Source organism: Spongiibacter pelagi, assembly GCF_014705705.1.
GTDB lineage: Bacteria > Pseudomonadota > Gammaproteobacteria > Pseudomonadales > Spongiibacteraceae > Spongiibacter > Spongiibacter pelagi.
This window is the reverse complement of the sequence record NZ_JACXLD010000014.1, coordinates 1-23,304: the sequence shown is the minus strand read 5'-3', so window position 1 is coordinate 23,304 and position 23,304 is coordinate 1. Positions and strand designations below refer to the sequence as shown.

General features: G+C 50.6%; 24 protein-coding genes. 2 read left to right on the top strand and 22 right to left on the bottom strand.

The window, feature by feature from the left end; translation table 11 throughout:
- Nucleotides 1-24: 24 nt before the first annotated feature.
- The 14 genes from IB286_RS14385 to ffh all read right to left on the bottom strand — a co-directional run bounded on the left by IB286_RS14385 (nucleotide 25) and on the right by ffh (nucleotide 15,050).
- Nucleotides 25-1,044, bottom strand: coding sequence for a GGDEF domain-containing protein (locus tag IB286_RS14385; protein ID WP_190766734.1), 1,020 nt, complete (start codon nucleotides 1,042-1,044; stop codon nucleotides 25-27).
- Nucleotides 1,045-1,110: 66 nt separating this feature from the next.
- Nucleotides 1,111-1,764, bottom strand: a complete 654-nt coding sequence (locus IB286_RS14380) for a Crp/Fnr family transcriptional regulator (RefSeq protein WP_190766732.1) — start codon at nucleotides 1,762-1,764, stop codon at nucleotides 1,111-1,113.
- Between the two features lie 97 nt (nucleotides 1,765-1,861).
- A complete protein-coding gene (gene lysS, locus IB286_RS14375) occupies nucleotides 1,862-3,352 on the bottom strand; it encodes a lysine--tRNA ligase (protein ID WP_190766730.1) in 1,491 nt (496 codons plus the stop codon).
- 21 nt (nucleotides 3,353-3,373) lie between these two features.
- Nucleotides 3,374-4,472 (bottom strand): peptide chain release factor 2 gene (gene prfB, locus IB286_RS14370; RefSeq protein WP_190766728.1). Its coding sequence is split into 2 segments (ribosomal slippage): nucleotides 3,374-4,396 and nucleotides 4,398-4,472, totalling 1,098 coding nucleotides; the frame shifts between segments, so codons are not numbered across the junction.
- Nucleotides 4,473-4,558: 86 nt separating this feature from the next.
- Nucleotides 4,559-6,295, bottom strand: coding sequence for a single-stranded-DNA-specific exonuclease RecJ (gene recJ, locus IB286_RS14365; RefSeq protein WP_190766726.1), 1,737 nt, complete (start codon nucleotides 6,293-6,295; stop codon nucleotides 4,559-4,561).
- Between the two features lie 15 nt (nucleotides 6,296-6,310).
- Nucleotides 6,311-7,708 (bottom strand): threonine synthase, encoded by a 1,398-nt coding sequence (thrC, locus tag IB286_RS14360; protein ID WP_190766724.1) that lies wholly within the window; start codon nucleotides 7,706-7,708, stop codon nucleotides 6,311-6,313.
- Between the two features lie 96 nt (nucleotides 7,709-7,804).
- The gene (locus tag IB286_RS14355; RefSeq protein WP_190766722.1) at nucleotides 7,805-9,112 is read right to left on the bottom strand and encodes a homoserine dehydrogenase; all 1,308 of its coding nucleotides are present in this window, start codon (nucleotides 9,110-9,112) and stop codon (nucleotides 7,805-7,807) included.
- 172 nt (nucleotides 9,113-9,284) lie between these two features.
- Nucleotides 9,285-10,115, bottom strand: a complete 831-nt coding sequence (locus tag IB286_RS14350; RefSeq protein ID WP_190766720.1) for a DsbC family protein — start codon at nucleotides 10,113-10,115, stop codon at nucleotides 9,285-9,287.
- 315 nt (nucleotides 10,116-10,430) lie between these two features.
- Nucleotides 10,431-11,339, bottom strand: coding sequence for a site-specific tyrosine recombinase XerD (xerD, locus tag IB286_RS14345; RefSeq protein WP_190766719.1), 909 nt, complete (start codon nucleotides 11,337-11,339; stop codon nucleotides 10,431-10,433).
- 122 nt (nucleotides 11,340-11,461) lie between these two features.
- The gene (rplS, locus tag IB286_RS14340) at nucleotides 11,462-11,824 is read right to left on the bottom strand and encodes a 50S ribosomal protein L19 (protein ID WP_190766717.1); all 363 of its coding nucleotides are present in this window, start codon (nucleotides 11,822-11,824) and stop codon (nucleotides 11,462-11,464) included.
- Between the two features lie 49 nt (nucleotides 11,825-11,873).
- On the bottom strand, nucleotides 11,874-12,626 hold the full coding sequence (gene trmD, locus IB286_RS14335) for a tRNA (guanosine(37)-N1)-methyltransferase TrmD (RefSeq protein ID WP_190766714.1): 753 nt from the start codon (nucleotides 12,624-12,626) through the stop codon (nucleotides 11,874-11,876).
- Between the two features lie 58 nt (nucleotides 12,627-12,684).
- Nucleotides 12,685-13,209 (bottom strand): ribosome maturation factor RimM, encoded by a 525-nt coding sequence (rimM, locus tag IB286_RS14330; protein ID WP_317889772.1) that lies wholly within the window; start codon nucleotides 13,207-13,209, stop codon nucleotides 12,685-12,687.
- 41 nt (nucleotides 13,210-13,250) lie between these two features.
- A complete protein-coding gene (gene rpsP, locus IB286_RS14325; RefSeq protein ID WP_190766712.1) occupies nucleotides 13,251-13,499 on the bottom strand; it encodes a 30S ribosomal protein S16 in 249 nt (82 codons plus the stop codon).
- Between the two features lie 177 nt (nucleotides 13,500-13,676).
- On the bottom strand, nucleotides 13,677-15,050 hold the full coding sequence (gene ffh / locus IB286_RS14320) for a signal recognition particle protein (RefSeq protein ID WP_190766710.1): 1,374 nt from the start codon (nucleotides 15,048-15,050) through the stop codon (nucleotides 13,677-13,679).
- A gap of 207 nt (nucleotides 15,051-15,257) precedes the next feature.
- Between ffh and IB286_RS14315 the strand changes: the two genes are divergently transcribed.
- The gene (locus tag IB286_RS14315; protein ID WP_190766708.1) at nucleotides 15,258-16,046 is read left to right on the top strand and encodes a cytochrome C assembly family protein; all 789 of its coding nucleotides are present in this window, start codon (nucleotides 15,258-15,260) and stop codon (nucleotides 16,044-16,046) included.
- Between the two features lie 104 nt (nucleotides 16,047-16,150).
- Nucleotides 16,151-17,428: an HlyC/CorC family transporter gene (locus IB286_RS14310; protein WP_190766699.1), complete on the top strand. Its 1,278-nt coding sequence runs from the start codon at nucleotides 16,151-16,153 to the stop codon at nucleotides 17,426-17,428.
- Here IB286_RS14310 and IB286_RS14305 read toward each other — a convergent pair.
- The 8 genes from IB286_RS14305 to IB286_RS14270 form a co-directional block, all read right to left on the bottom strand.
- On the bottom strand, nucleotides 17,425-17,622 hold the full coding sequence (locus IB286_RS14305; RefSeq protein WP_190766697.1) for a DUF1289 domain-containing protein: 198 nt from the start codon (nucleotides 17,620-17,622) through the stop codon (nucleotides 17,425-17,427). The genes IB286_RS14310 and IB286_RS14305 overlap by 4 nt on opposite strands.
- Complete coding sequence (locus tag IB286_RS14300; protein ID WP_190766695.1) at nucleotides 17,612-18,154, bottom strand: gamma carbonic anhydrase family protein; 543 nt, start codon at nucleotides 18,152-18,154, stop codon at nucleotides 17,612-17,614. Before IB286_RS14300 ends, IB286_RS14305 begins: the two co-directional genes overlap by 11 nt.
- A gap of 6 nt (nucleotides 18,155-18,160) precedes the next feature.
- Entirely contained in the window at nucleotides 18,161-18,487 is a 327-nt protein-coding gene (locus IB286_RS14295; protein WP_190766693.1) for an NGG1p interacting factor NIF3, read from the bottom strand.
- Between the two features lies 1 nt (nucleotide 18,488).
- A complete protein-coding gene (tgt, locus tag IB286_RS14290) occupies nucleotides 18,489-19,607 on the bottom strand; it encodes a tRNA guanosine(34) transglycosylase Tgt (RefSeq protein ID WP_190766745.1) in 1,119 nt (372 codons plus the stop codon).
- 31 nt (nucleotides 19,608-19,638) lie between these two features.
- Nucleotides 19,639-20,700 (bottom strand): tRNA preQ1(34) S-adenosylmethionine ribosyltransferase-isomerase QueA, encoded by a 1,062-nt coding sequence (queA, locus tag IB286_RS14285; protein ID WP_190766691.1) that lies wholly within the window; start codon nucleotides 20,698-20,700, stop codon nucleotides 19,639-19,641.
- A gap of 812 nt (nucleotides 20,701-21,512) precedes the next feature.
- Nucleotides 21,513-22,034, bottom strand: a complete 522-nt coding sequence (locus IB286_RS14280; RefSeq protein WP_190766689.1) for a hypothetical protein — start codon at nucleotides 22,032-22,034, stop codon at nucleotides 21,513-21,515.
- Nucleotides 22,035-22,139: 105 nt separating this feature from the next.
- Entirely contained in the window at nucleotides 22,140-22,694 is a 555-nt protein-coding gene (locus IB286_RS14275) for a hypothetical protein (RefSeq protein WP_190766687.1), read from the bottom strand.
- A 134-nt stretch (nucleotides 22,695-22,828) separates the two neighbouring features.
- Nucleotides 22,829-23,197 (bottom strand): DUF2846 domain-containing protein, encoded by a 369-nt coding sequence (locus IB286_RS14270; protein ID WP_398285272.1) that lies wholly within the window; start codon nucleotides 23,195-23,197, stop codon nucleotides 22,829-22,831.
- Between the last annotated feature and the right edge of the window lie 107 nt (nucleotides 23,198-23,304).

Below are 23,304 nucleotides of genomic sequence, written 5' to 3'. Positions count from 1 at the left end.
ATTGGTTTAAAAAAAAGGAAAGGGCTAATCGCCCTTTCCTGTTTCCTTTCCTACTACCCTATTTCTACCGCTGTCTTTAGCACGATACAAACGCCGGTCCGCAATTTTAAACAGCGAAAATAAATCATCACCATCCACCCCTAGTTGCGCTACACCGGCACTAAAGCTCATGGCAATAATCAGATCATCGGTTTGCAGCGGCGTCTCTGCAAAAGCCTGCCGCAATTGATCTAGCTGCTTAATACACTGCTCAGCGGTACAACCCAACATACAGATAGCAAATTCTTCGCCACCTAAACGGCCCAATACATCGGAGCTTCGCGTTCGGGCACGAATAAAATCCACGGCATGACAAAGGGCTTTGTCGCCAATTGCGTGACCATACTGGTCGTTAATGCGCTTGAAATGATCGAGATCAATGACCGCCACCGAAATCGCAAGCTGCTGGCGCTTAGCGGTTCGTGCTACATCCTTCAAGGTTATTTCAAAACCGCGCCGGTTTTTTATTCCGGTTAAGGCGTCTTCTTCCGCCTGATCTACCAATAAACTAAACGCCTCGTCGCGGCTGCGATCATAAATATGCGCAAAGCCGACAATCACCAATGAGGCCAGCCCCAGGTCGAGTAACTCAGTAATAAAATCGGCGGGATTAGGGCTGAGACGAGGTAGATAAAACACAATACCCAGGGTGACAAAAATAATTGAAAACAAAAGTCCCCAACGACGCCCTAACATCAGGTAAGAAAATACTGGAATGGTCTGCACCCAAACAAAAGTCGTTTGGGTGCTTTCTATTTTGGCATTGGCGTAAACAATCAGTAGGCTAAAAGGCAGGAGTAAGGTTAGAGACCAAGGCACTAAATTTTTAGCGCGATCCAAAAACAGGTAGAGCATCAAGCCCCAGATACCAAAGCCAATTTCCAGCACCGATATCGAGGGTTGGCCGCGCCGAAAATCCAACACGCCCATGGTGGTTGCCCCCAAGAAGGCAACCAGACAGAGCCATTTGAGAACTTCGCGACGAAACTCATGGCTCTGATTCATTAGCAATGCACCACTTCATCCATGGGTGTCTACCTTATCCAGAGAGTGTAAAACTAGTAGCTCTTTTTAATAGCTCTCTGGCAGCTTTTTCATCAGATTAATAAACCGGCCATCAATTTCAATGTACTCACCAATGGTCAGGTCTTTCAGAATACGAGCCACCATTTCGCGTGATGAACCCACCCGGTCGGCAATTTCTTGCTGGGTAAGTTTCTCATCAATACGCATCACGCCGTGCTCGTCGGGATCAGCCGCCAAATTGGTCAGCACCTTCACTACGCGACCATAAACATCTTGCAGCGCGAGACTTTTAACATCGTTAGTGAGTTTGCGAATGCGACGGGTCAGATTTTTATTCAGAATTCGGGTGATGTTGGGGTGAAAATCCAAAATCGCTTTGAAGTCTTCTTTATAAATAATTCTGACTTTGGCGTTATCCATCGCGCGTACCGAGGCGGAACGGCGGTCATCATCCAGCAGCGCCAATTCACCAAAATAGTCGCCTGATTCCAGAATATTCAGCACAAAGTCCTTGCCGGCTTTGTCGCTGCAGTACACTTTCACTCGACCACTTTCCACCACATAGAGCGAGTCAGCAATATCGCCCTCGTGGATCAATACGGTGTTTTTGGCAAATTCCCGCTGAACGCTAGAGTCGCGCAGGAGTTTTAGTTCTTCTTCGTTAAGACCATCAAACAGGTCTACATTTTCAATTGCCATGCGTTTCCCTCAATCAAAAGGTCAATCACTCATCCCTGAGCACTATATCTAACTGACTATAGCATAGCCACGCAAGTTCCTGTCGAACCTCGTTTTATTACGCCTCTGGACGCATATGTGGGAACAACAACACATCGCGAATTGAGGGTGAATTGGTAAACAGCATCGCCAGACGGTCGATACCAATACCCTCACCGGCGGTGGGCGGCAAGCCGTATTCCAGTGCCGTGATGTAGTCCGCATCGTAGTGCATGGCCTCATCGTCACCGGCGTCTTTTTCCGCCACCTGCGCCATAAAGCGCTCAGCCTGATCTTCGGGGTCGTTCAACTCCGAGAAGCCATTGGCCAGTTCGCGACCACCGATAAAAAACTCAAAGCGGTCGGTGACAAAGGGGTTGTCGTCATTGCGGCGCGCCAGTGGCGACACTTCAGTTGGATATTCAGTAATGAAGGTGGGTTGATCCAGTTTATGTTCAACCGTCTCTTCAAAGATTTCGATCTGAATTTTGCCAAGACCCCAAGTGTCTTTCACATTAATACCCAGATGCTTGGCGGCTTTGGTGGCCTGCTCCATATCCGAAAGCTGTTCGGCGCTGATGGTCGGGTTGTATTTCAACACCGCATCAAACACGCTCAGACGCTCAAAGGGCAAGCCAAAATCGTACTCGCTGTCTTGATACTGAAGCACGGTGGTGCCCAAAACCTCTTTGGCCACGGTGCGCAGCATGTCTTCGGTCAAATCCATCAGATCACGATAATCGGCGTAGGCCTGATAGAACTCAATCATGGTGAATTCAGGATTGTGACGCGTTGAGAGCCCTTCGTTACGGAAGTTGCGGTTGATTTCAAACACGCGTTCAAAACCGCCTACAACAAGACGCTTGAGATACAGCTCTGGCGCAATACGCAAATACATATCCAGATCCAGCGCATTGTGATGGGTCACAAAGGGACGCGCGCTGGCACCGCCGGGAATAACCTGCATCATTGGCGTTTCCACTTCAACGAAGTCGCGCTGCATCAGGTAGTTGCGGATGGAGGAAATCATTTTGGAGCGAATCGCAAAGGTGCGGCGCGACTCTTCGTTCATGATCAGGTCGATATAGCGTTGGCGATAGCGAATTTCCTGATCCTGCAAGCCGTGGAATTTATCGGGCAGTGGACGCAGCGATTTGGTCAGCAATTCGCCCTCTTTCATGTAAATATAAAGATCGCCTTTGCCTGATTTATGTACCGGACCGGAGGTGGCAATAATATCGCCGATATCCCAGTGTTTAATTTCTTCGACCAGCGCTTCTGGCAACTGCTTTTTATCGATATAAGTCTGAATGCGGCCGCTCATATCTTGCAGCACCATAAAGGGCCCACGCTTAGCCATAATACGGCCAGCGATAGACGCCTGACGGTCTAAAGTTTCCAGCTCTTCTTTATCTTTATCTCCCAGCTCGGCCTGCAACTGTGAGGCGTAAGCATCGCGACGGAAAGTATTCGGGAAGGCATTGCGCTGCTCGCGAATAGCGGAAAGCTTGGCACGGCGTTCGGCAACCAGGCGGTTTTCTTCTTGAGCCGTAATTTCTTGTTCAGACATAGCGATATTCCGTAATGGGTGTTACAGGCCGGACTTCAGGCTGGCTTCGATAAACATATCGAGGTCGCCATCGAGTACGGCATTGCAGTTACTGGTTTGCACATTGGTGCGCAGATCTTTAATGCGTTGATCGTCCAATACATAGGAGCGAATCTGGCTGCCCCAGCCGATATCAGACTTGCTGTCTTCCAGCGCCTGCGCTTCGGTATTGCGTTTTTGCAGCTCTAATTCATAGAGTTTTGCACGCAGCATCTTCCAGGCATTGTCGCGGTTTTGGTGCTGAGAGCGCTCGGTCTGACACTGCACCACGGTATTGGTGGGTATGTGAGTCAAACGCACCGCAGAGTCGGTTTTGTTAATGTGCTGACCACCCGCACCACTAGCGCGGTAAGTGTCGGTGCGCACATCGGCGGGGTTAATTTCGATTTCGATATTGTCGTCGATCTCTGGCGAGATAAACACCGAGCTGAACGAGGTGTGACGGCGGTTGCCCGAATCGAACGGCGATTTGCGCACCAGACGGTGAACGCCGGTTTCAGTACGCAGCCAACCGTAGGCGTATTCGCCCTGAACGTGAATGGTGGCGCTTTTGATACCGGCTACCTCACCATCTGACACTTCGACCAGATCGGCTTTAAAGCCCTTGTCTTCCGCCCAGCGCAAATACATGCGCAGCAGCATATTGGCCCAATCCTGCGCCTCGGTGCCACCAGAACCCGCTTGAATATCCAGATAGCAGTTGTTTTCATCCATCTCGCCAGAGAACATCCGGCGAAATTCCAAAGTCGCCAAGGACTGCTCCAATTTGGCAACATCGTCTTGCAGCGCGTTAAAGGTGTCTTCGTCGTTTTCTTCTGCGGCCATCAGCAGCAGTTCTTCCGCATCGCCAATACCGGCGTCCATTTCTTCAATGGTATTCACGACCGCTTCGAGACTGGCACGCTCGCGGCCCAGCTCCTGAGCGCGGGTGGGATTATCCCAAACCGAGGGCTCGCCCAGCTCCAATTCGACTTCGGTTAAACGCTCTTTTTTATGAGCGTAGTCAAAGATACCCCCTAAGCGTTTCAGTACGCTCGGTCATGGCTTTAAGGGTATTGCGCAGGGCATTGATTTCTAACATGGATACAGCTTCCGGACGCGCGTCTAAAAAGGCGGGCATTTTACCTGATGGCCCGCCTTAGGCAAAGGTAAAGCCGATGCAAGAATTTACGCCGGCCGCAGGTGTTCTACCAAAAATTGCAGGCTCAGACGCTGCTGCCATAAATTGGTATCGAGTTTATACACCAGCTCTACCCACTCAACTGCCGGCTGGGGCCACACCGCCGGGTCAATAAAAAACGCGATCGCATCCACCACTTGCTGGGGATTATCTTCCGGAGAGAGCACCATTTTCAGATGTTGCTGACCGACAATACGCTGCTGAACCAAGCGGAAGCGGCCGTGAAATACCGGCTCGGGAAAGCCCTGCCCCCACGGCCCGCCGGAACGCAGCAACTCGGCATGCTCAAGCGTAAGCTGATCGGCTTTTAATTCCCCATCACTGAGTTGCCGGGCCTGCAACTGCGCCTCATCAACGAGTTCTGCCACGGTCTTGGCGAACACCTCAGCAAAGCGCTCAAAATTATGGCGCGACAAGCTCAGCCCCGCCGCCATAGCATGACCGCCAAATTTATTGAGCAAATCTGGTTCGCGCTTGGCGATCAAGTCCAGCGCATCGCGAATATGTAGCCCTTCTATCGAACGCGCCGAGCCTTTGATCTCGTCTTCGCCGGCATCGGCAAAGGCAATCACCGGCCGGTGATACAGCTCTTTGATGCGCGAAGCCAAAATACCCACCACGCCCTGATGCCAACTGCCTTCGTAAAGACAAATTCCGGCGGGAATACCCTCGCTAGCAAACTTGAGTTTTTTTAGCTCAGCGACCGCTTCCTCTTTCATGCTCTGCTCAATCGCTCGCCGTTCACGATTGAGATCATTTAGCTCTGCCGCTAATTCCAGCGCCATGTCTGAACTGTCGGTCAGCAGCAGGTGAATCCCCGTTGTAATATCATCCAGACGTCCCGCCGCATTCAGTCTGGGCCCAACAGCAAAACCCAAATCAGACGCCACTAGACGGCCGCGATCCTTGCCCGCCACTTGTAATAATGCGGAGATACCGGGGCGACAGCGCCCCGCACGAATTCGGCGCAGCCCCTGCTCCACCAAAATCCGATTGGTCTGATCTAGCGGCACCACATCAGCGACCGTGCCCAACGCTAATAAATCCAAATAATCGGCCAAATTAGGTTCAGCAATGCCGGATTCAACAAACCAGTTGCGCTCACGCAAGGTACTGCGCAAGGCCAGCAATACATAAAACATTACCCCTACCCCAGCCAAGGCTTTGCTCGGAAAGGGACAACCGCCCTGATTGGGATTCACAATGGCTGCGGCGGCGGGCAAATGATCGCCGGGCAAATGGTGGTCGGTGACAATAACCGGAATACCCAGCTCAGCAGCGGCCAGCACGCCATCCACACTGGAGATGCCGTTATCAACGGTAATAATTAAATCGGGAGATTGATTAGCGGCAACCGCAACGATTTCCGGTGTCAGGCCATAGCCGTATTCAAAACGATTGGGCACCAAAAAACTCACCTGCTCGGCGCCCATTGCCCGCAAAACCAATACCCCCAAGGCGGTACTGGTGGCGCCGTCACAATCAAAGTCGCCGACAATCAGCAATTTTTGCTTGGCAATAATCGCATCAGCCAGCAAGCCTGCCGCCTCGGGCAGGCCCTTCATATCGGGCGCAGGTAACTGGCTCAGTTCGGTGCTGAGTTGCGCTTCATCAGCAATACCCCGCGCCGCATAAATTTGCGCTAACAAGGGGTCGAGCGAAGACGAAAAAGCCGGTACTGAGACCGGCTTGCGAAGATGTATTTCAGGAAAGGCTTTGCTCATTAACAGCCCTAAAGATTAGGCGCGAATATTGGCCTGCATAAATTGCTGAACCGCAGCGATGTCGTTATCGAGCACCTCGTAACGCTCATCCAGATCAAACAAATCACTCATATGATGCGGTAAGGCTGGCGCAGAAGGATAACCCGCTTTCATCACGGCTTCTGGGAATTTCGCGGGATGCGCGGTCGCCAAGGTCACCATTGGGATCGAACGATCGACCCAACATTCACGCGCGGCCTTTACGCCAATTGCCGAGTGCGGGTCGAGCAGATATTCGCTGTTCTCATACACTTCCGCAATGGTGGCAACCGTAGCAGCATCATCCACGGCGTGACTGCTAAACAGGCTGCGCACTTTATCGAAAGCCGATGCAGGAATAGACACGGTTTCGCTGTTCATTTTTTGCATTAAATCGGCAATTGCGGCGCCGTCGCGATCAAAGCAGTCGAACAACATACGCTCAAAGTTGCTGGACACCACAATATCCATACTTGGCGACAGAGTGTGTTGCAACTCGTGTTTTTCAAACAGATTGTTGCTGATAAAGCGGTGCAGAATATCGTTTTGGTTGGTGGCAACCACCAGCTGCTCAATGGGCAGCCCCATACACTTGGCCAGATAGCCCGCGTAAATATCGCCAAAGTTGCCAGTAGGCACCGAGAAGCTGACTTTGCGATCTGGCGCACCCAAGGCGTAAGCCGCATAGAAGTAGTACACAATTTGGGCCATGATCCGCGCCCAGTTGATTGAGTTTACTGCGACCAGCTGACGACCTTCCGGCAAGAAACCCTGATCGGCAAAGCTGGCTTTGACCATAGCCTGGCAATGATCGAAATTACCTTTCAGAGCGATATTGTGGATGTTGTCGCCCATCACGGTGGTCATTTGGCGGCGCTGCACATCAGACACACGCTGATACGGATGCAGGATAAAAATATCCACGTTTTCACAGCGCTTCACGCCTTGGATTGCCGCCGAGCCGGTATCGCCCGAGGTTGCGCCCATCACCACGACTTTCTGCTGCCGCTTCTCCAAAACATAGTCCAACAAACGGCCGAGCATTTGCAGCGCAAAATCTTTAAACGCCAGTGTGGGGCCCTGGAATAATTCAAGCAGCCATTCGTTGTGACCAAGCTGCACTAGTGGTGCAATCGCTGGGTGACGGAAATCGGTGTAGCTGTCTTCGATAATGCCTTTCAGGTCGGCATCGGGAATGCTACCCGCCACAAAAGGCTGAATAATTTCAAAGGCCAGATCGGTGTAAGACAGGCTGGACCAAGCGGCAATCTGTTCTTTGCTGTAATGCGGCAGTGATTCGGGCACGTAGAGGCCACCATCCGGCGCCAAACCAGTCAACAGAACATCTTCAAATTCCAATGCCGGTGCACGGCCACGGGTGCTGATATATTTCACAATGTTTTCTCTAATCTTGTTTACACCGCCCGGCAAACAACCGGGCTTTTAATCTATTGGCGCTTTAAGCTGGTAATTAACCTGCCAAGTTTTCTATTAACCGGCCAAGCTTTCTACACGAATGCGAGTGACTTTGCCGTTAATCGCATCGAGTTGCTGAATGCTTTCTACCGCTGCCGACAGCTTGCCCTCAATAGTGCGGTTGGTGAGGATAATCATCGGTACGTGATCCTGCCCTTCCACTGGCTCTTTCTGAATCAAGGCTTCAACACTGATGCCTTCATCGCTGAGAATTTGTGCAATTTTGGAGAGGACACCGGGGCGATCCTGAGCAGACATACGCAGGTAGTACGCGGTTTCCACTTCTTCAATCGGCAATACCGGATGGTTGCTCAAGGACTCCAGGCGGAAAGCCAAATGCGGCACGCGGTGTTCTGGCTCCGCAGAAAGCGTACGCGCCACATCAACAATATCGGCCACAACTGCAGACGCGGTCGGCTCACTACCCGCACCCGCACCATAATACAGGGTTGGGCCAACCGCATCAGATTGCACCAACACAGCATTCATCACACCGTTCACATTGGCAATCAAGCGCTTTTCTGGAATCAGGGTTGGGTGCACACGCAGCTCGATACCTTTGCCAGTATCGCGGGCAATACCCAAGTGTTTAATGCGGTAACCCAATTGCTCGGCGTAATTCACATCTTCCGGCGCAATTTTGCTAATACCTTCGGTGAAGACTTTGTCGAACTGCAGGGGAATGCCAAAGGCCAGTGAGGCCAGAATGACCAGTTTGTGGGCGGCGTCGATGCCCTCTACATCAAAAGTCGGATCGGCTTCGGCATAACCCAGCGCCTGCGCTTCGGCTAATACATCAGCGAAGTCACGGCCCTTCTCTTTCATCTCGGTCAGAATGAAGTTGCCAGTGCCGTTGATAATACCGGCCAGCCACTGCACCTTATTGCCCGCCAAACCTTCGCGCAGGGCTTTGATAATGGGGATACCACCGGCTACCGCCGCCTCAAAAGCGACACTAACACCGCGCTCGGCCGCCGCCGCAAAAATCTCGTTGCCGTATTCCGCAATCAACGCCTTATTGGCGGTGACCACGTGTTTGCCGTTTTCAATGGCCTTCATCACCAGTTCGCGGGCCACAGTGGTGCCGCCCATCAGCTCAACCACAATATCAATCTCAGGATTCTCAGCGACCGCAAAAACATCGCGGCTAACAGGAATATCGCCCGTTGAGCAATTGGGGTTGTCGCGGCGAGCGCCAATCTGGGCAATTTCAATATCCGCACCTACACGCGCCGCAATTTCTGCCGCATTGCGTGTCAGTACATTAAAAGTGCCACTGCCCACGGTACCGAAACCGCAAATTCCAACCTTTACTGTTTTCACGGGAATCCTTCTACAAAACCACTGGCGTAACTTCCCGCTGATCAATCGGGAGAAGTGCACCATTTATTGAATGGGGCCGCACAGTAAACTGCACGGCACAAAGGGAGGCTATTTTAGTCAAGCTCAGGCCACAACTCCAATAGTGTGGCGAGAGAATTGATGTTTTAACGAATTACTCAACCGCAATGGCAACCAGATCTTTAGCGGGACGGTAGCCGGGAATCAATTTACCCGACTGAGTCACAATCGCTGGCGTGCCTGTTACACCAAGCGCAACACCGAGCTGGTATTGAGCTTGAACCGGGTTGGGCTCACAGGTCTTGATGGCAACTTGTCCGCGAGACTTGAGGACATTCATGGCTTGCTGGCGATCATCCGCACACCAAGCCGTCACCATTTTGTTATAAGTCGGCGAATTTTGCCCAGCACGAGGGAAAGCCAAGTAGCGAACCTCAATGCCATTGGCGTTCAGCTCAGGAACCTCGCGGTGCAATTTTTGGCAGTAACCACAATCCACATCGGTAAAGACATACATCACACCCTTGGTTTCACCCTTGGGGCTGAAGGTAATCATGTCCTTGGCATCGACTTCGGCCAGCAATTTGGCCCGCATTGGCATCAACTTGCGCTCAGCCACATTCTCGATACCGTTTTCTGTATTTTCATAAACCTCACCGACAATAAAGTATTGGCCATTTTCATTACTGATAACTTGAGGGCCATTTTTAAACTGCACGTCGTATAAGCCGGGAAACTCACTTTTTGCGATAGTTTCAATACGCAGCCCCGGACGGGATTTAGAAAACGCTGCGGTTATGGCTTGCACTGCGCCACTTTCAACGCCGGCATTAACCTCAACTTGCACCTCAGAATCACCAAAAAAGCCTTTGATTTTACTAACAATTCCGCCTTCATTTTCTTGCGCCGACACCAGCAAAGGGGCAGCACTGCCTAGTACGGCAAACAAAGCAACGGCAGCAGAACGCTTAGACAATATATTCAAAACCAACTCCATAACGTTTTCCGGGACTCCGGGGGGCGCAGTGATTGTTACGGCACACACCTTGGGAGTCAAATCTGATTTTCTAAAATGAGATTAAAAAACAAACCTGAAAATAAGAACGCAATACCCTCAAAAAGTTTAAATCAAGGCAAAGCGAAGCTTTCATCAAACCCATGGACCGCTGGCTAATGTAGCGAGCGAAACAAGATTGGTTGCCGCCGGAGCAGAGAAAGCGGAATTTATATGACAATAAATGAGCATTTTGAGCACCGCCGGCATTCAAAATTGTGAGCGCAGTAATTAGCCAGCGGTACATCATGCCCGTGGGTGATGAGCGGAATGCAACTGCTTCATCCGCTCCCTAGCAACATGGGTATAAATTTGCGTCGTACTGAGGTCGCTATGACCGAGCAATAACTGTACAACCCGCAAGTCGGCACCGTGATTAACTAAATGGGTGGCAAAGGCGTGACGCAAGGTATGTGGAGAAAGATGGGCGCGAATACCCGCCCGAACTGCGTAGTGTTTAATCCGATGCCAAAAGGTTTGCCGCGTCATTTGCTGACCGCGACGACTGGGAAATACCACATCGGACTGGGCCGCCTGAATCAGCTCCGCCCGGCCTTTGCGGATATATTCCTGAATCCAGAACAGCGCCTCTTCACCCATCGGCACCAAGCGCTCTTTGCCGCCCTTACCCACCACTTGTACCACGCCCTGACTCAAGCCCAATTGCGAAAAGCGCAGGGTCACCAATTCGGTAATACGTAAACCCGCTGCATAGAGCAGCTCTAGCATGGCGCGATCTCTAAGCTCTAGGGCGATGGAAACATCGGGCGCTAACAGCAGAGCTTCAACATCCGCCTCACTCAAACTTTTTGGCAAGGGGCGACCCAACTTGGGAGAATCCACTTGCGCGGTGGGATCGGCGTCTAAACGCCCTTCTCTAACTTGATAGCGATAAAATCCACGCAAGCTGGACAATAAGCGCGCACTGCTATGAACCGAGCGTCCGCTGCGGCGCTGCTGGCTTAAATACTCCAAAAGCTCAGCCTGCCCTGCCGTCAGCAGACATTTATCCTTGTTCTCCAGCCACGCTGACCAAAAGCTGAGATCTCGGCGATAGGATTGCAGGCTGTTGTCACTCAGGCCTTTTTCTGCCCACAGCGCATCGATATAGCGGTCGACAATGGGGATATCTTTAGCGCTGGGTTGCTGGGCCATGAAGGGAAATAAACTCGCGGGGGAAGACGCTTATGCATAACACCCGGTAATAATAAACCGCCCAAAAAAGAAAAGGCAGCCATAGGGCTGCCTTTTCCGAAACCTTGCAATAAAAGCCAAACTTAGCCTTTGTTGCTGAGCTTCTCTTTGATACGTGCAGAACGGCCGCTGCGATCGCGCAAGTAGTACAGTTTTGCTTGGCGAACATCACCACGACGCTTAACTTCAATGCTGTCGATCAGTGGGCTGTAGGCTTGGAAAGTACGCTCTACGCCAACACCGTGAGAAATTTTACGCACGGTGAAAGCAGAGTTCAGGCCACGGTTACGTTTGCCGATTACCACACCTTCGTAAGCCTGGAGACGCTCACGGTTACCTTCTTTTACACGTACCTGAACGACAACGGTGTCACCTGGGCCGAATTCGGGCAGGGTTTTGCCAGCTTGTTCAGCTTCCAGCTCGGCGATAATTTTGTTGGTGCTCATGGCGAACTCCTGGTTGGTTTGTAGCTTCACAGCTAGTCGGTAGTTAATTTTAATTGCCGCTGGTTTGCTTATGCGCTTGCACAAATTCATCCAACAACTGCTTCTCTTCCTGGCTGAGCGTCCGATCGGTCAATAATTCCGGCCGCCGCAACCATGTTCGTCCCAGAGCTTGCTGTTTACGCCAGCGTTCAATAGCTCCGTGATTTCCACTCAGCAGCACCTCAGGTACTGCCTGCCCCTGATAAACCTCAGGGCGGGTGTAATGCGGGCAGTCCAGTAGACCTTCCGCAAATGAATCCTGTTCGGCTGACTGAGCGTGTCCCAATACACCGGGAATCAATCTCGCCAGACCATCTATCATCACCATGGCCGCCAATTCGCCGCCACTGATGACATAATCGCCAATCGACCATTCTTCATCGACTTGGCTCGCAATCAGGCGTTCATCAACCCCTTCATAGCGGCCAGCCAAAACAATCATGGCTGGTCTTTGCGCCAGCTCAAGCAAACCGGCTTGATCTAGCTGCCGCCCCTGTGGCGACATATAAACGACTTTGGCTTCCTCACCGACTTGTCGGCGGGCTTCGGCAATTGCCTTATCTAAAGGCTCTGCCATCATCACCATACCGGGGCCGCCACCATAGGGGCGATCATCTACCGTTTGATGACGATCTTCGGTAAACGTTCTAGGATTAATGCAGTCCAGACTTAACAAGCCTTTCTGCATCGCCCGGCCGCTTACGCCGTAATCACTGATTGCCGAAAACATTTCGGGAAACAGGGTGATGATCGAAAGTTTCATTTGCGACCGCTCACTGGCGTCTGTCTCCGCCTGTTTTCAACTCTGACCGAGCCCGAACCTAAAATTCCGGATCCCAATCAACTTCCATTCGCCCTGCTGCTTCGTCAATACTGAGCACAAAAGTTTCAGGCACATAAGGCAAGAGCCGTTCACGCTGATCGATACTGCCTTTACTTGGCTTTACCACCAGCACATCGTTGGCGCCGGTTTCGATCAGGTGATCTACCTTACCCAACAGTTGTTCAGCACCGCCGAACACACTGTAAACCTCAAGCCCCTGCAACTGATGCCAGTAATATTCATCACCGTCCAGCGCGGGCAATTCGTCCTGATCAATACTCAGATCCAGGCCGCAATAGGTTCTGGCAATTTCGCGGTCATCAACACCGGCAATATGGGCAACAATGCCTTTGCCGTGCAGGCGAACTTCGTCCAGAACAATGGGCTTCCACGCATTTCCCTTGCCAAATTGCAAGGCGGCTTCAGCACCGGAGTAATTTAAAAAATTACTCATGGGCTCAGTAAAAGAATGGACTTTTACCCAGCCCTTCACCCCATAAACGGTCGTGATTTTAGCAATCACGACTCTTTTTTGCGGGGCACTCACTGCGTTAACTGCCAGACTTAGGCAGCAGCAGCGTTTTCTTTCAACAGCTTGGCAACGCGATCAGAAACGGCGGCGCCTTGAGCAACCCAATGCTCAACACGGGCAGTATCAACACGCAGACGCTCTTCGTTACCACGGGCGATTGGGTTGAAGAAACCCACGCGCTCGATGAAACGGCCGTTACGGGCAGTGCGGCTGTCACTTACAGTCAGGTGGTAAAAAGGACGCTTTTTAGAACCACCACGAGCCAAACGAATTGTAACCATTCTTCAAACTTTCCTGGTTTTTAAGGCCTACAAACAAGTGCGGGCCGGATTAAAATGAGTTTCACGCACCCATAGGGGGGCGTTAAAGGCGCGAGATTATAAGGGAAAGCACCTGAATTTGAAATATTTTTTTGTATTAAGCACCCAGATTTTGTGACTCTGGCCAGTGGCTAGCCACTACATACCGGGGAAACGACCTCCGCCGGGGGGCATCATGCCACCCATGCCGCGCATCATATTGGCCATTCCGCCCTTGGAGGACATCTTTTTCATCATCTTGGCCATCATTTTATGCTGCTTGATCAGGCGGTTTAAATCTTGAATATCCGTACCCGAGCCCGCCGTAATCCGCTTTTTGCGAGAGCCATTAAGGATATCCGGATTGCGACGCTCGGCCGGCGTCATGGAGTTAATCAGCGCTTCCATGCGAGTGAACTGCTTGGTATCGAGCTGGCTTTGCGCCATCTGCGACATATTGCCCATGCCCGGCAGCTTGTCCAGCATACCGGTAATACCGCCCATATTCTGCATTTGCTGAAGCTGGTCGCGCAGGTCTTCCAGATCGAACTTCTTGCCCTTTTTGATTTTCTTGGCCAGCTTCTCGGCTTTTTGCTTGTCGAGTTTGGACTCGGCCTCATCAATCAGCGAGAGAATATCGCCCATACCCAAAATACGGGAGGCAATACGATCCGGGTGGAAAGGATCGAGGGCGTCGGTTTTTTCACCCACCCCCATGAACTTGATTGGCTTGCCAGTAATATGGCGCACAGAAAGCGCCGCACCACCTCGGCTATCGGCATCGGATTTGGTCAAAATCACGCCGGTTAATGGCAGCGCATCACCAAAGGCCTTGGCGGTATTGGCCGCATCCTGACCGGTCATGGCATCAACCACAAACAGTGTTTCTATCGGCTTGATCGAAGCATGCAGCTCCTGAATCTCCGCCATCATGCCTTCGTCTATATGCAAGCGACCGGCGGTATCGACAATCAGCACGTCGTAAAAACGCAGCTTGGCTTCTGCGATAGCCGCATTGGCAATATCCACTGGCTTCTGTTCCGTGGAGCTGGGAAAAAAACCAACACCCACATCGTTCGCCAAGGTTTCCAACTGTTTAATCGCCGCCGGACGATAAACATCGGCACTGACCACCAGTACTTTTTTCTTTTTCTTTTCTTTTAGGTATTTGGCAAGTTTACCCACCGAAGTGGTTTTACCCGCGCCCTGCAAACCCGCCATCAACACCACCGCAGGTGGCTGGGTTGCCAGATTCAAGTCTTCATTCTTGTCGCCCATAATATGTTCCAGCTCTTGCTGGACAATTTTGACGAATTGCTGACCGGGGCTCAGGCTGCGGCTGACTTCTTGCCCCACCGCGCGATTGCGCACCGCATCGACAAAGTCCTTTACCACAGGCAGGGCCACATCGGCCTCTAGCAACGCCATCCGCACTTCGCGCATCGCTTCTTTAATATTGTCATCGGTCAATTTAGCCTGACCGGTAACATGGCGAAGGGTCTGGGATAAGCGTTCCGTTAAGCTCTCAAACATGATCTCTTCTCAATTTTTTCTATTCAGCGAGCAGGCCTTGTCGACAGTTCCCGGCTCAGCCGCTTAAAATGATTCTCTTTAACTGTTTGACGACCTGTTTTCAGATAGCCAGCATTCAGCGAGGCGGCAGTATACCCGACTCGATTGTGACACCCAATGCCAAGCCACCTGTAAACACGTTCAGGACCAAGAATTAAATAAATCAGCATGGATTTTATTTTCAGTCTGCTCGCAATTGTACTGTACCTCAGCGCCACAGCACTGATGGCGCAACGCCTGTTTGCCCACGAAATACCATCGCGCGCTATTAAACTAATCGCCCTCGTGGCAATTATCTGCCACGGACTGACCCTGCAAGATGTCATATTTGAAGACGGCGGCATTATTTTGGGCATCGAGCACACGCTCTCGCTGACCAACGCCCTTATCTGCTTGTTAACTCTGGCTGCCAGCCACTGGCGCCCGGTTTACAGCCTAATGCTCATTCTATTCCCGCTAGCAGCATTAGCCGTGGGCGTTGAAATGATTGCACCAAGCAAAGGCAACCCCGCCTACTATCCGCTAGGTGTATTTAGCCATATTGTGTTTTCTATTCTGGCCTATAGTGGCTTAACCCTAGCAGCTATACAGGCCATCGTGCTGGCTCATCAAGACCGCATGTTGCGCGATCACCAACTGCGCGGCCTGCCCCGCATTTTGCCGCCGCTGCAAACCATGGAAAGCATGTTGTTTGAAGTGCTGTGGGTGAGCATGACTTTCCTTACCCTAGCCATCGTCAGCGGCGCTTTGTATGTAGACGATATGCTGGCGCAACACTTGGCCCACAAAACCGTATTTTCAATCCTCGCTTGGCTGGTGCTGGGCGTTTTGCTTTGGGGCCGTTCTCAACTCGGCTGGCGAGGCCGCATTGCCATCCGCTGGACCCTGATCGCATTTTCCTTTTTGCTACTGGGTTTTCTCGGCACCAAGGTGGCGCTGCAACTGATTATTCACTGATCACCGATCGAACAAGTAACAAATCACTGCTATTTCGGCACTTGTACCGAGGCTGTTTTTTCTTCAAGATAGCGCCTGCGGAATTCTAGGGAGACAAAGGCTTTTTGAACGAGGCACCGCTGGGTTTTCTTTTCGGTTTATTGGCTGTACTCATTCTAATGTCAGGTTTTTTCTCCGGTTCCGAAACCGGCATGATGTCCCTGAACCGCTACCGTTTGCGTCACCGCGCCAAAACTGGCCATGCTGGTGCCCGCCGCGCAGCAAAACTGCTTGAGGAACCAGACAGCCTGATCAGCACCATTCTGATCGGCAATAATCTGGTCAACAACCTCGCCGCTGCCATTGCCACAGTTCTTGCCATTCGCCTCTACGGCGATAATGCGGTTGTCCCCGCCTCTATTTTACTGACACTGGTATTTTTGATCTTTGCCGAGATCATTCCCAAAACCGTTGCCGCTTATAAATCTGAAGGCATCGCCTACACCGTAAGCCACGTTTTGCTGCCCCTGAAAAAACTCATGTTCCCGGTAATTTGGGTCATCAGTCACGTTACCCATTTATTTTTGCGCATTAGCGGCATTGAGAAAAACGACGGCAGCGAGCAAATCGGCCTAGAAGAACTGCGCACCATTGTGGGTGAAGCGGGTCACTTTATTCCCAAAGCCCACCAAGGCATGTTGATGAACATCCTCGACCTAGAGCACATCACGGTTGAGGACATTATGCTGCCGCGCAATGAAGTGTTTGGTATTGATATTGATGCCGATACCGCCGACATTATCGAACGCCTGCGGATCGCGGAGTTCACCCGTATTCCGGTTTATCAGAAAGATATCGACAATATCGTTGGTGTATTGCACCAGCGCGATATTATCAGCAGCGTAGACGAGCACGGCCGGGTACAACGCGATGCACTGATGAAAGCCATTCGCCCGCCCTACTTTGTTCCCGAAGGCACACCGCTGAATACTCAGTTGTTGAACTTTCAGAAAGCGAAGCGCCGCTTAGGCATCGTAGTAGACGAATACGGTGTGATGCAGGGTATTGTCACCCTAGAAGATTTGCTGGAAGAAATTGTCGGCGAGTTCACCTCAAACCTGAGTACCGACACCGAAGACATTACCCATCAACCCGATGGCAGCTATGTGATTGATGGCACCACCACCATCCGTGACATCAATAAAACCCTGAAATGGAAGCTGCCTACCGACGGCCCTAAAACGCTGAATGGCTTGCTGCTTGAGAAATTAGAATCCTTCCCGGAAGCCAATGTTAGCGTCAAAATTGACCGCTATCGTTTTGAAATTATGGAAATGAAGGGCAATCTGATTCAGGCGGTGAAGGCCACGGCGGGCAAGAAGCAGCAGCCTAAGCTCTCTTAAAGATTGAAATAATCTTTACGCCGCGAATTGGCCAACTGTACCACCTCGCGGCGCGCTTCATTACTCAGCACAGACCACTCGGTAATTTCCTGCACATTGCGAAAACAGCCGGTGCAAATATCCTGCTCATCCAGCACGCACACTGAAATACAAGGCGAAGCGACCGGCTTTTCTACGGCGGACTTAGAGCTCAAAATCAACGCCCCGCTGTCGCCGCAAACTGCTACTGAAACGCTGGGCGTTTTGCACATAGTGCTCGGCAGACAATAACAAGCCCTGCTGTTCTTCCTCAGTCAACATACGCTTGATTTTCGCAGGCGCGCCCATCACCAACGCACCATCGGGAATCTCCATTCCCTCAGTAACCAGCGCATTGGCGCCCACCAAACAGCCCTTGCCGATTTTGGCGCCGTTAAGCACTACCGCGTTAATACCGATCAGACTGCCATCACCCACGGTGCAACCGTGTAACATCACCTTATGCCCCACGGTGACATCTTTGCCTAACACCATCGGAAAGCCGTGGTCGGTATGCAGAATGGAGCCGTCCTGAATATTGGTGCGCTCGCCAATGCGAATTTCTTCAGTATCGCCACGCAGTACGGCGTTAAACCAAACACTGCTATGAGACTCCAGCACAACCGAGCCAATCACCGTGGCATTCTCCGCCACAAAATGGCCGCTGCCTTCTACCTTGACCTGACGATCTTCCAATTCGTAGAGCATATTATTTTAGTCTCCAATATTGCCCACATCGACGAGGGCCGTAATATCAAATGCGGGTTCTTCGTAAGGATGGGCCGCTTTCAGGGCAGCCACAACCGCCTTGAGCTGCGCTGAATCGCACAGAGTTTCAACGCGATATTCGTCAACGGTTTCTAGCGTTCCTGCCTTGCCGACAAACGGATTGGCGTCAGCGTTGGGCCGAAACTGTCCCTGCCCCAGCGTTTGCCAGCAGCAGTGTTCATAATTACCTTGCTGCCCCGCACCCGCCGCAAAAACCGCTGATTTAACCTGTTCGACATGGCTTGTGGGAACGAAGAAAACCAACTTGTACATTTTAATCAGGCGCCTGTTCGCGGCCATCTTGCTGGCTGGCGTAAAACTCATCGGCAAACTGATCCAAGCGCCCTTCCTCTATAGCCTTGCGAATCGCCGCCATATGGTTTTGATAGTAGCGCAGATTGTGAATGGTATTTAACTGAGCACCGAGAATTTCTTTGCACTTATCGAGGTGGTGCAAATAGGCGCGGGAAAAATTCTTACAGGTATAACAATCGCAATTGGCATCCAGCGGTTGATCGCTGTTTTTGTGTTGGGCGTTACGAATTTTAATTACCCCGGTTGAGGTAAACAGGTGACCATTACGCGCATTGCGGGTGGGCATAACACAGTCAAACATATCCACACCGCGACGCACCGCCTCCAGAATATCGGAAGGCTTACCCACCCCCATTAAATAGCGCGGCTTATCCTTGGGCAAATGCTCAGCAAGGCTATCAAGCACCAGTAACATTTCTTCTTTGGGCTCGCCCACAGACAAGCCGCCGATGGCGTAACCATCGAAACCAATTTCTGCTAAACCAGAGAGCGAGCGCCGCCGTAAATCGGGATACATACCGCCCTGAATAATGCCAAACAAGGCCGCATCATTCCCCTGATGAGCCTGCTTGCTACGTGCAGCCCAGCGCAGCGACAGTTCCATAGATTCACGCGCCTGAGCCTCGGTTGCCGGGTACGGCGTACACTCGTCGAAGATCATCACAATATCGGAACCCAAATCGCGCTGAACCTTCATAGAGCGCTCGGGGTCGAGATAAACCTTGCTGCCATCAACCGGCGATTGAAACGACACGCCCTCTTCGCTGATCTTGCGCAGCTTGCCTAAGCTCCACACCTGAAAGCCGCCCGAGTCAGTCAAAATCGGCCCTTGCCAGCCGATAAAATCATGCAAATCACCGTGAGCTTTCACCACCTCAGTGCCGGGCCGCAGCATCAAATGAAATGTGTTGCCAAGAATAATTTCAGCGCCAATTTCAACGATATCCCGTGGCAGCATCCCCTTCACCGTACCGTAGGTACCCACCGGCATAAAGGCCGGGGTTTGCACCTCGCCACGCGGAAATTTCAGGCTGCCCCGGCGGGCAAAGCCATCCTCAGCCGTAGTGCTGAATGTCATTCGGGATTCGGTCATTTGTACTTCTCTCTTCTTACAACTCGCTCGGGGACAATTTCGCTTCTGGGCAAATAAACATGGCATCCCCGTAACTAAAAAATCGGTATTGCTGCGCCACCGCCTCAGCATAAGCCGCCATCACCTGATCACGACCCGCAAAAGCACTGATTAACATCATCAAAGTGGACTCCGGCAAATGGAAATTGGTAATCAAACCATCCACCGATTTGAAGCGATAACCGGGATAGATAAAGATTTCACTATCCCCCATAAACGGCGCGATTTCACCGCTCTGAGAGGCCGACTCCAAACTGCGCACACTGGTGGTTCCCACCGCAATTACCCGGCCACCGCGGGCACGGGTATCTCGCACCTGCTGACAAACCGACTCATCCACCTCGATATATTCCGCATGCATCTTGTGCTCAAGAATATTATCGACTCGCACTGGCTGAAACGTACCTGCACCGACATGCAAGGTGACAAACGCGGTTTGCACACCCTTCTCACGCAGTGCGTCAATCAAGGCATCAGTAAAGTGCAGGCCCGCCGTTGGCGCGGCTACCGCACCCGCACGACTGGCATACACCGTTTGGTAACGCTCGCGGTCCTCGGCTACATCTTCACGCTGAATATACGGCGGCAAAGGCATATGCCCCCACTCATCCAACACCTCAAGAATTGGCTTGGCAAACTCCAGCTCAAACAAAGCATCTTGCCGCCCGGTTACCAATACCGATTCAGAGCCCGGCTCCCCCTGTTCATCCGCTGCCAATTGCAACGCACTACCCGGCTTTGGCGATTTACTAGAACGTACATGAGCCAGCGCGTGAGTATCATCAACACAGCGCTCAATCAGAATTTCAACCCGACCGCCAGTTTCCTTAGCGGCAAACAAACGCGCCGGAATCACTCGGGTATTATTAAATACCAGCAAATCTCCGGGATTCAGCAAATCCAGAATCTCACGAAACTGACGGTGTTCCACACCGCCCTGCTCGCCCATTACCAGCAAACGACTGGCATCCCGCTCGGGGCAAGGCTGATAGGCAATTAACTCATCGGGGAGCTCAAAATAAAAATCGCGGCGCTGCATGGAAAAGTACGGATATCCGGGTACTTGATGAAAGGCCGCAAGGTTAGCGGAAATCGCCCTCTGACTCCACGGCAACAGATAAATTTACAAACATCGTTGACCACTTGATGCCGCGTGCTTATAATCCTGCGCCTTCCACATGCCAGAGTGGTGAAATTGGTAGACACAGGGGATTCAAAAGCGGTAGTATGTGCTTTTAAATTCACGCAACCTACTGATTTTAAAGGATTTAAAAAATTTGAACGACTATTTCACCTTGTCATAGGTTGTCATAGTCTGACATAGCTTCACGATTTCTAACCAAAAGCGTGAAGCAGGTTGAGATACTCAGTACCTTAACCAAGCACATGATTTTCATCGACGCATTCTGCGCTCGAAAACAGGTTATGTGCCGGAGTGGTGAAATTGGTAGACACGTCGGATAAGCGAGAGCCAGTGTCTTAAAAAAAATGAGTCCGCCCCACCAGTAATGATGGGTGAAAAATTGGGTGAATTGCTGGGAAGCTACCTCTCTTCGGAGACACGCTAATCAGCAGCCAAGCCGTCAGAGACGGAAGGTTCAGAGACTACCTGAGCAGTTGCGAGATTGCTTAATAACAGGAAGTAGCCAAGCTTAGTCACTTGGTGAAACAGCGCCCAACCCCTACCAAGGGTGATGATATAGTCCGGCTACTGCGAAAGCAGATAGATAAACGTCAAAATCCGATGCCCTTAAAAGCGTGCCGGTTCGAGTCCGGCCTCCGGTACCACTACAAAAAAGCCCAGCTCGTTGAGCTGGGCTTTTTTCATAGATCCGAGAATTGAGGGCTAAACTAGCGATTTATATTGTCGCAATGTCTCCAAGCATCTGCTGCCCCAACAGCCGCCTCGAAAGAAGTTGGTTTGTGAAATGTAATACCGGGCACTGGCTCTCCATTTTTTCTTGTAATCTTTCCCGTACACCCGCCAAAGCTTGAATTAAAAGAAGCGCTATATTCAGCTCCTTGCTCTGGAATAAAGCCAAAATTCAGGTCGCAAGATCCACTATGAGCCCCATAAGAAATCAACAACCTTTCAGCAGCTGGAACTATCAATGGGTTAGTGGACAACTCTTCTTCTTTGATTGATATCCAACCCAAAAAAGAACTATGAGTGTTTGGGTTACCCTCAAAACACCCATCGTAGAGTTTGATACTAACGGCTTTTGGAACAAATGGGATTGTTGGAAGATTAACTTGGTCAAAGAAAATTGAGGCAGTCAACCCAGACTGCGGGGGAACATATGGCTTCGTTGTACAGCCAATCATAGAAATAAATATCGATAGTACCGCTAAATATTTTATTGTCCGATCCATCGTGATGTCCTGAGCGATTGGGTTTTGCACTCCTAGAAAATTCCGCTTGTTTAGGAAATGCTTACATACTTTTCAATGTCATTATGAATCTCTTTGTAAGAGATTTTATTGGCTCATATTTTCTAGTTCAAAATATCGATTAAAATTATTGCAGTGCCTCCAAGTATCAGAGGCGCCTACAGCGGCCTCCACGGCAGTAATTTTATAAAAATTTAGATCAGGAATGGGATCACCATTTCTCTTTGTTATCTTTCCTTCACAACGCCCGATTCTCGGCTTATAAGTAGCTTGATATTGGGCTCCTTTTTCTGGGACAAAACTTGCATTCAGCATACATGATCCTGATTCGGAAACACCATACGACATCAGCAGAAACTTTCCTGCAGGAATTGTTACCTCCTTATTTAAAAACTCCTCCTCCGAAATTTTCAATTCTCCTAAAATTGAAGCATCTGTCTTTGGATGTTCAGTATAGCAACCACTAAAGAACTGAGCGGTGAGTCGTTTTCTTATAAAAGGTATGTTTGGAAAACCAGATCCATTAAATACGATTGTTGCCCTATCTCCTGAAGCACTAGGCTCATACGGCTTCATAGCGCAAGAAACCAAAATACAGCTAAAACCAAGCAAACACAGCGTTTTACATTTACCAATTTCCACTACCAACCTCCATTATCATCAGAATAATTCCCTTTACAGTTTCACTGCCAAATGAGCTGGGCTTTTTTCCTTCTATACATGGTATATAAAATTTATCGTTTCCAATATTGCATTCTTAAAACAACATTTTTATTTTACTTAGAAAGATTAAGATCGCTTATTTCTTGCCTGCCAATCTCGTTTTCCACTGGTTCTAGACCTGCGCCGAGGATCACTTTCCAAATACTGCCTTGCAGAGATGGAGTAGTTTCACTTTCTGCAAGCTCTCCACCCAAAAATCCAACTCTACTCCCAATATTTATTTTGACAAAATATTCTTGATTAGGCGAAGCGATTAAAGATATTTTCTGATCAGCAAAATCCCATTGATCCGCCGACTTGCCCTTAACAACCAACTCATGCTTTCCTGGCTGTATTTCGAATGCCAGATACCCATTATTTTTCAATGGAGCCTGCTCTACTCCATTTAGGTATACCCAAGGGTAAGTGTAATCCCCCCGCAAACACGTAACGGTTATTAGTAGAAAATTCCATTAAACTGAAACAAAGGAGTTTTCTATGCGAACATCACGATACAGCGACAGCCAGATACTGGCGATCTTGAAACAAA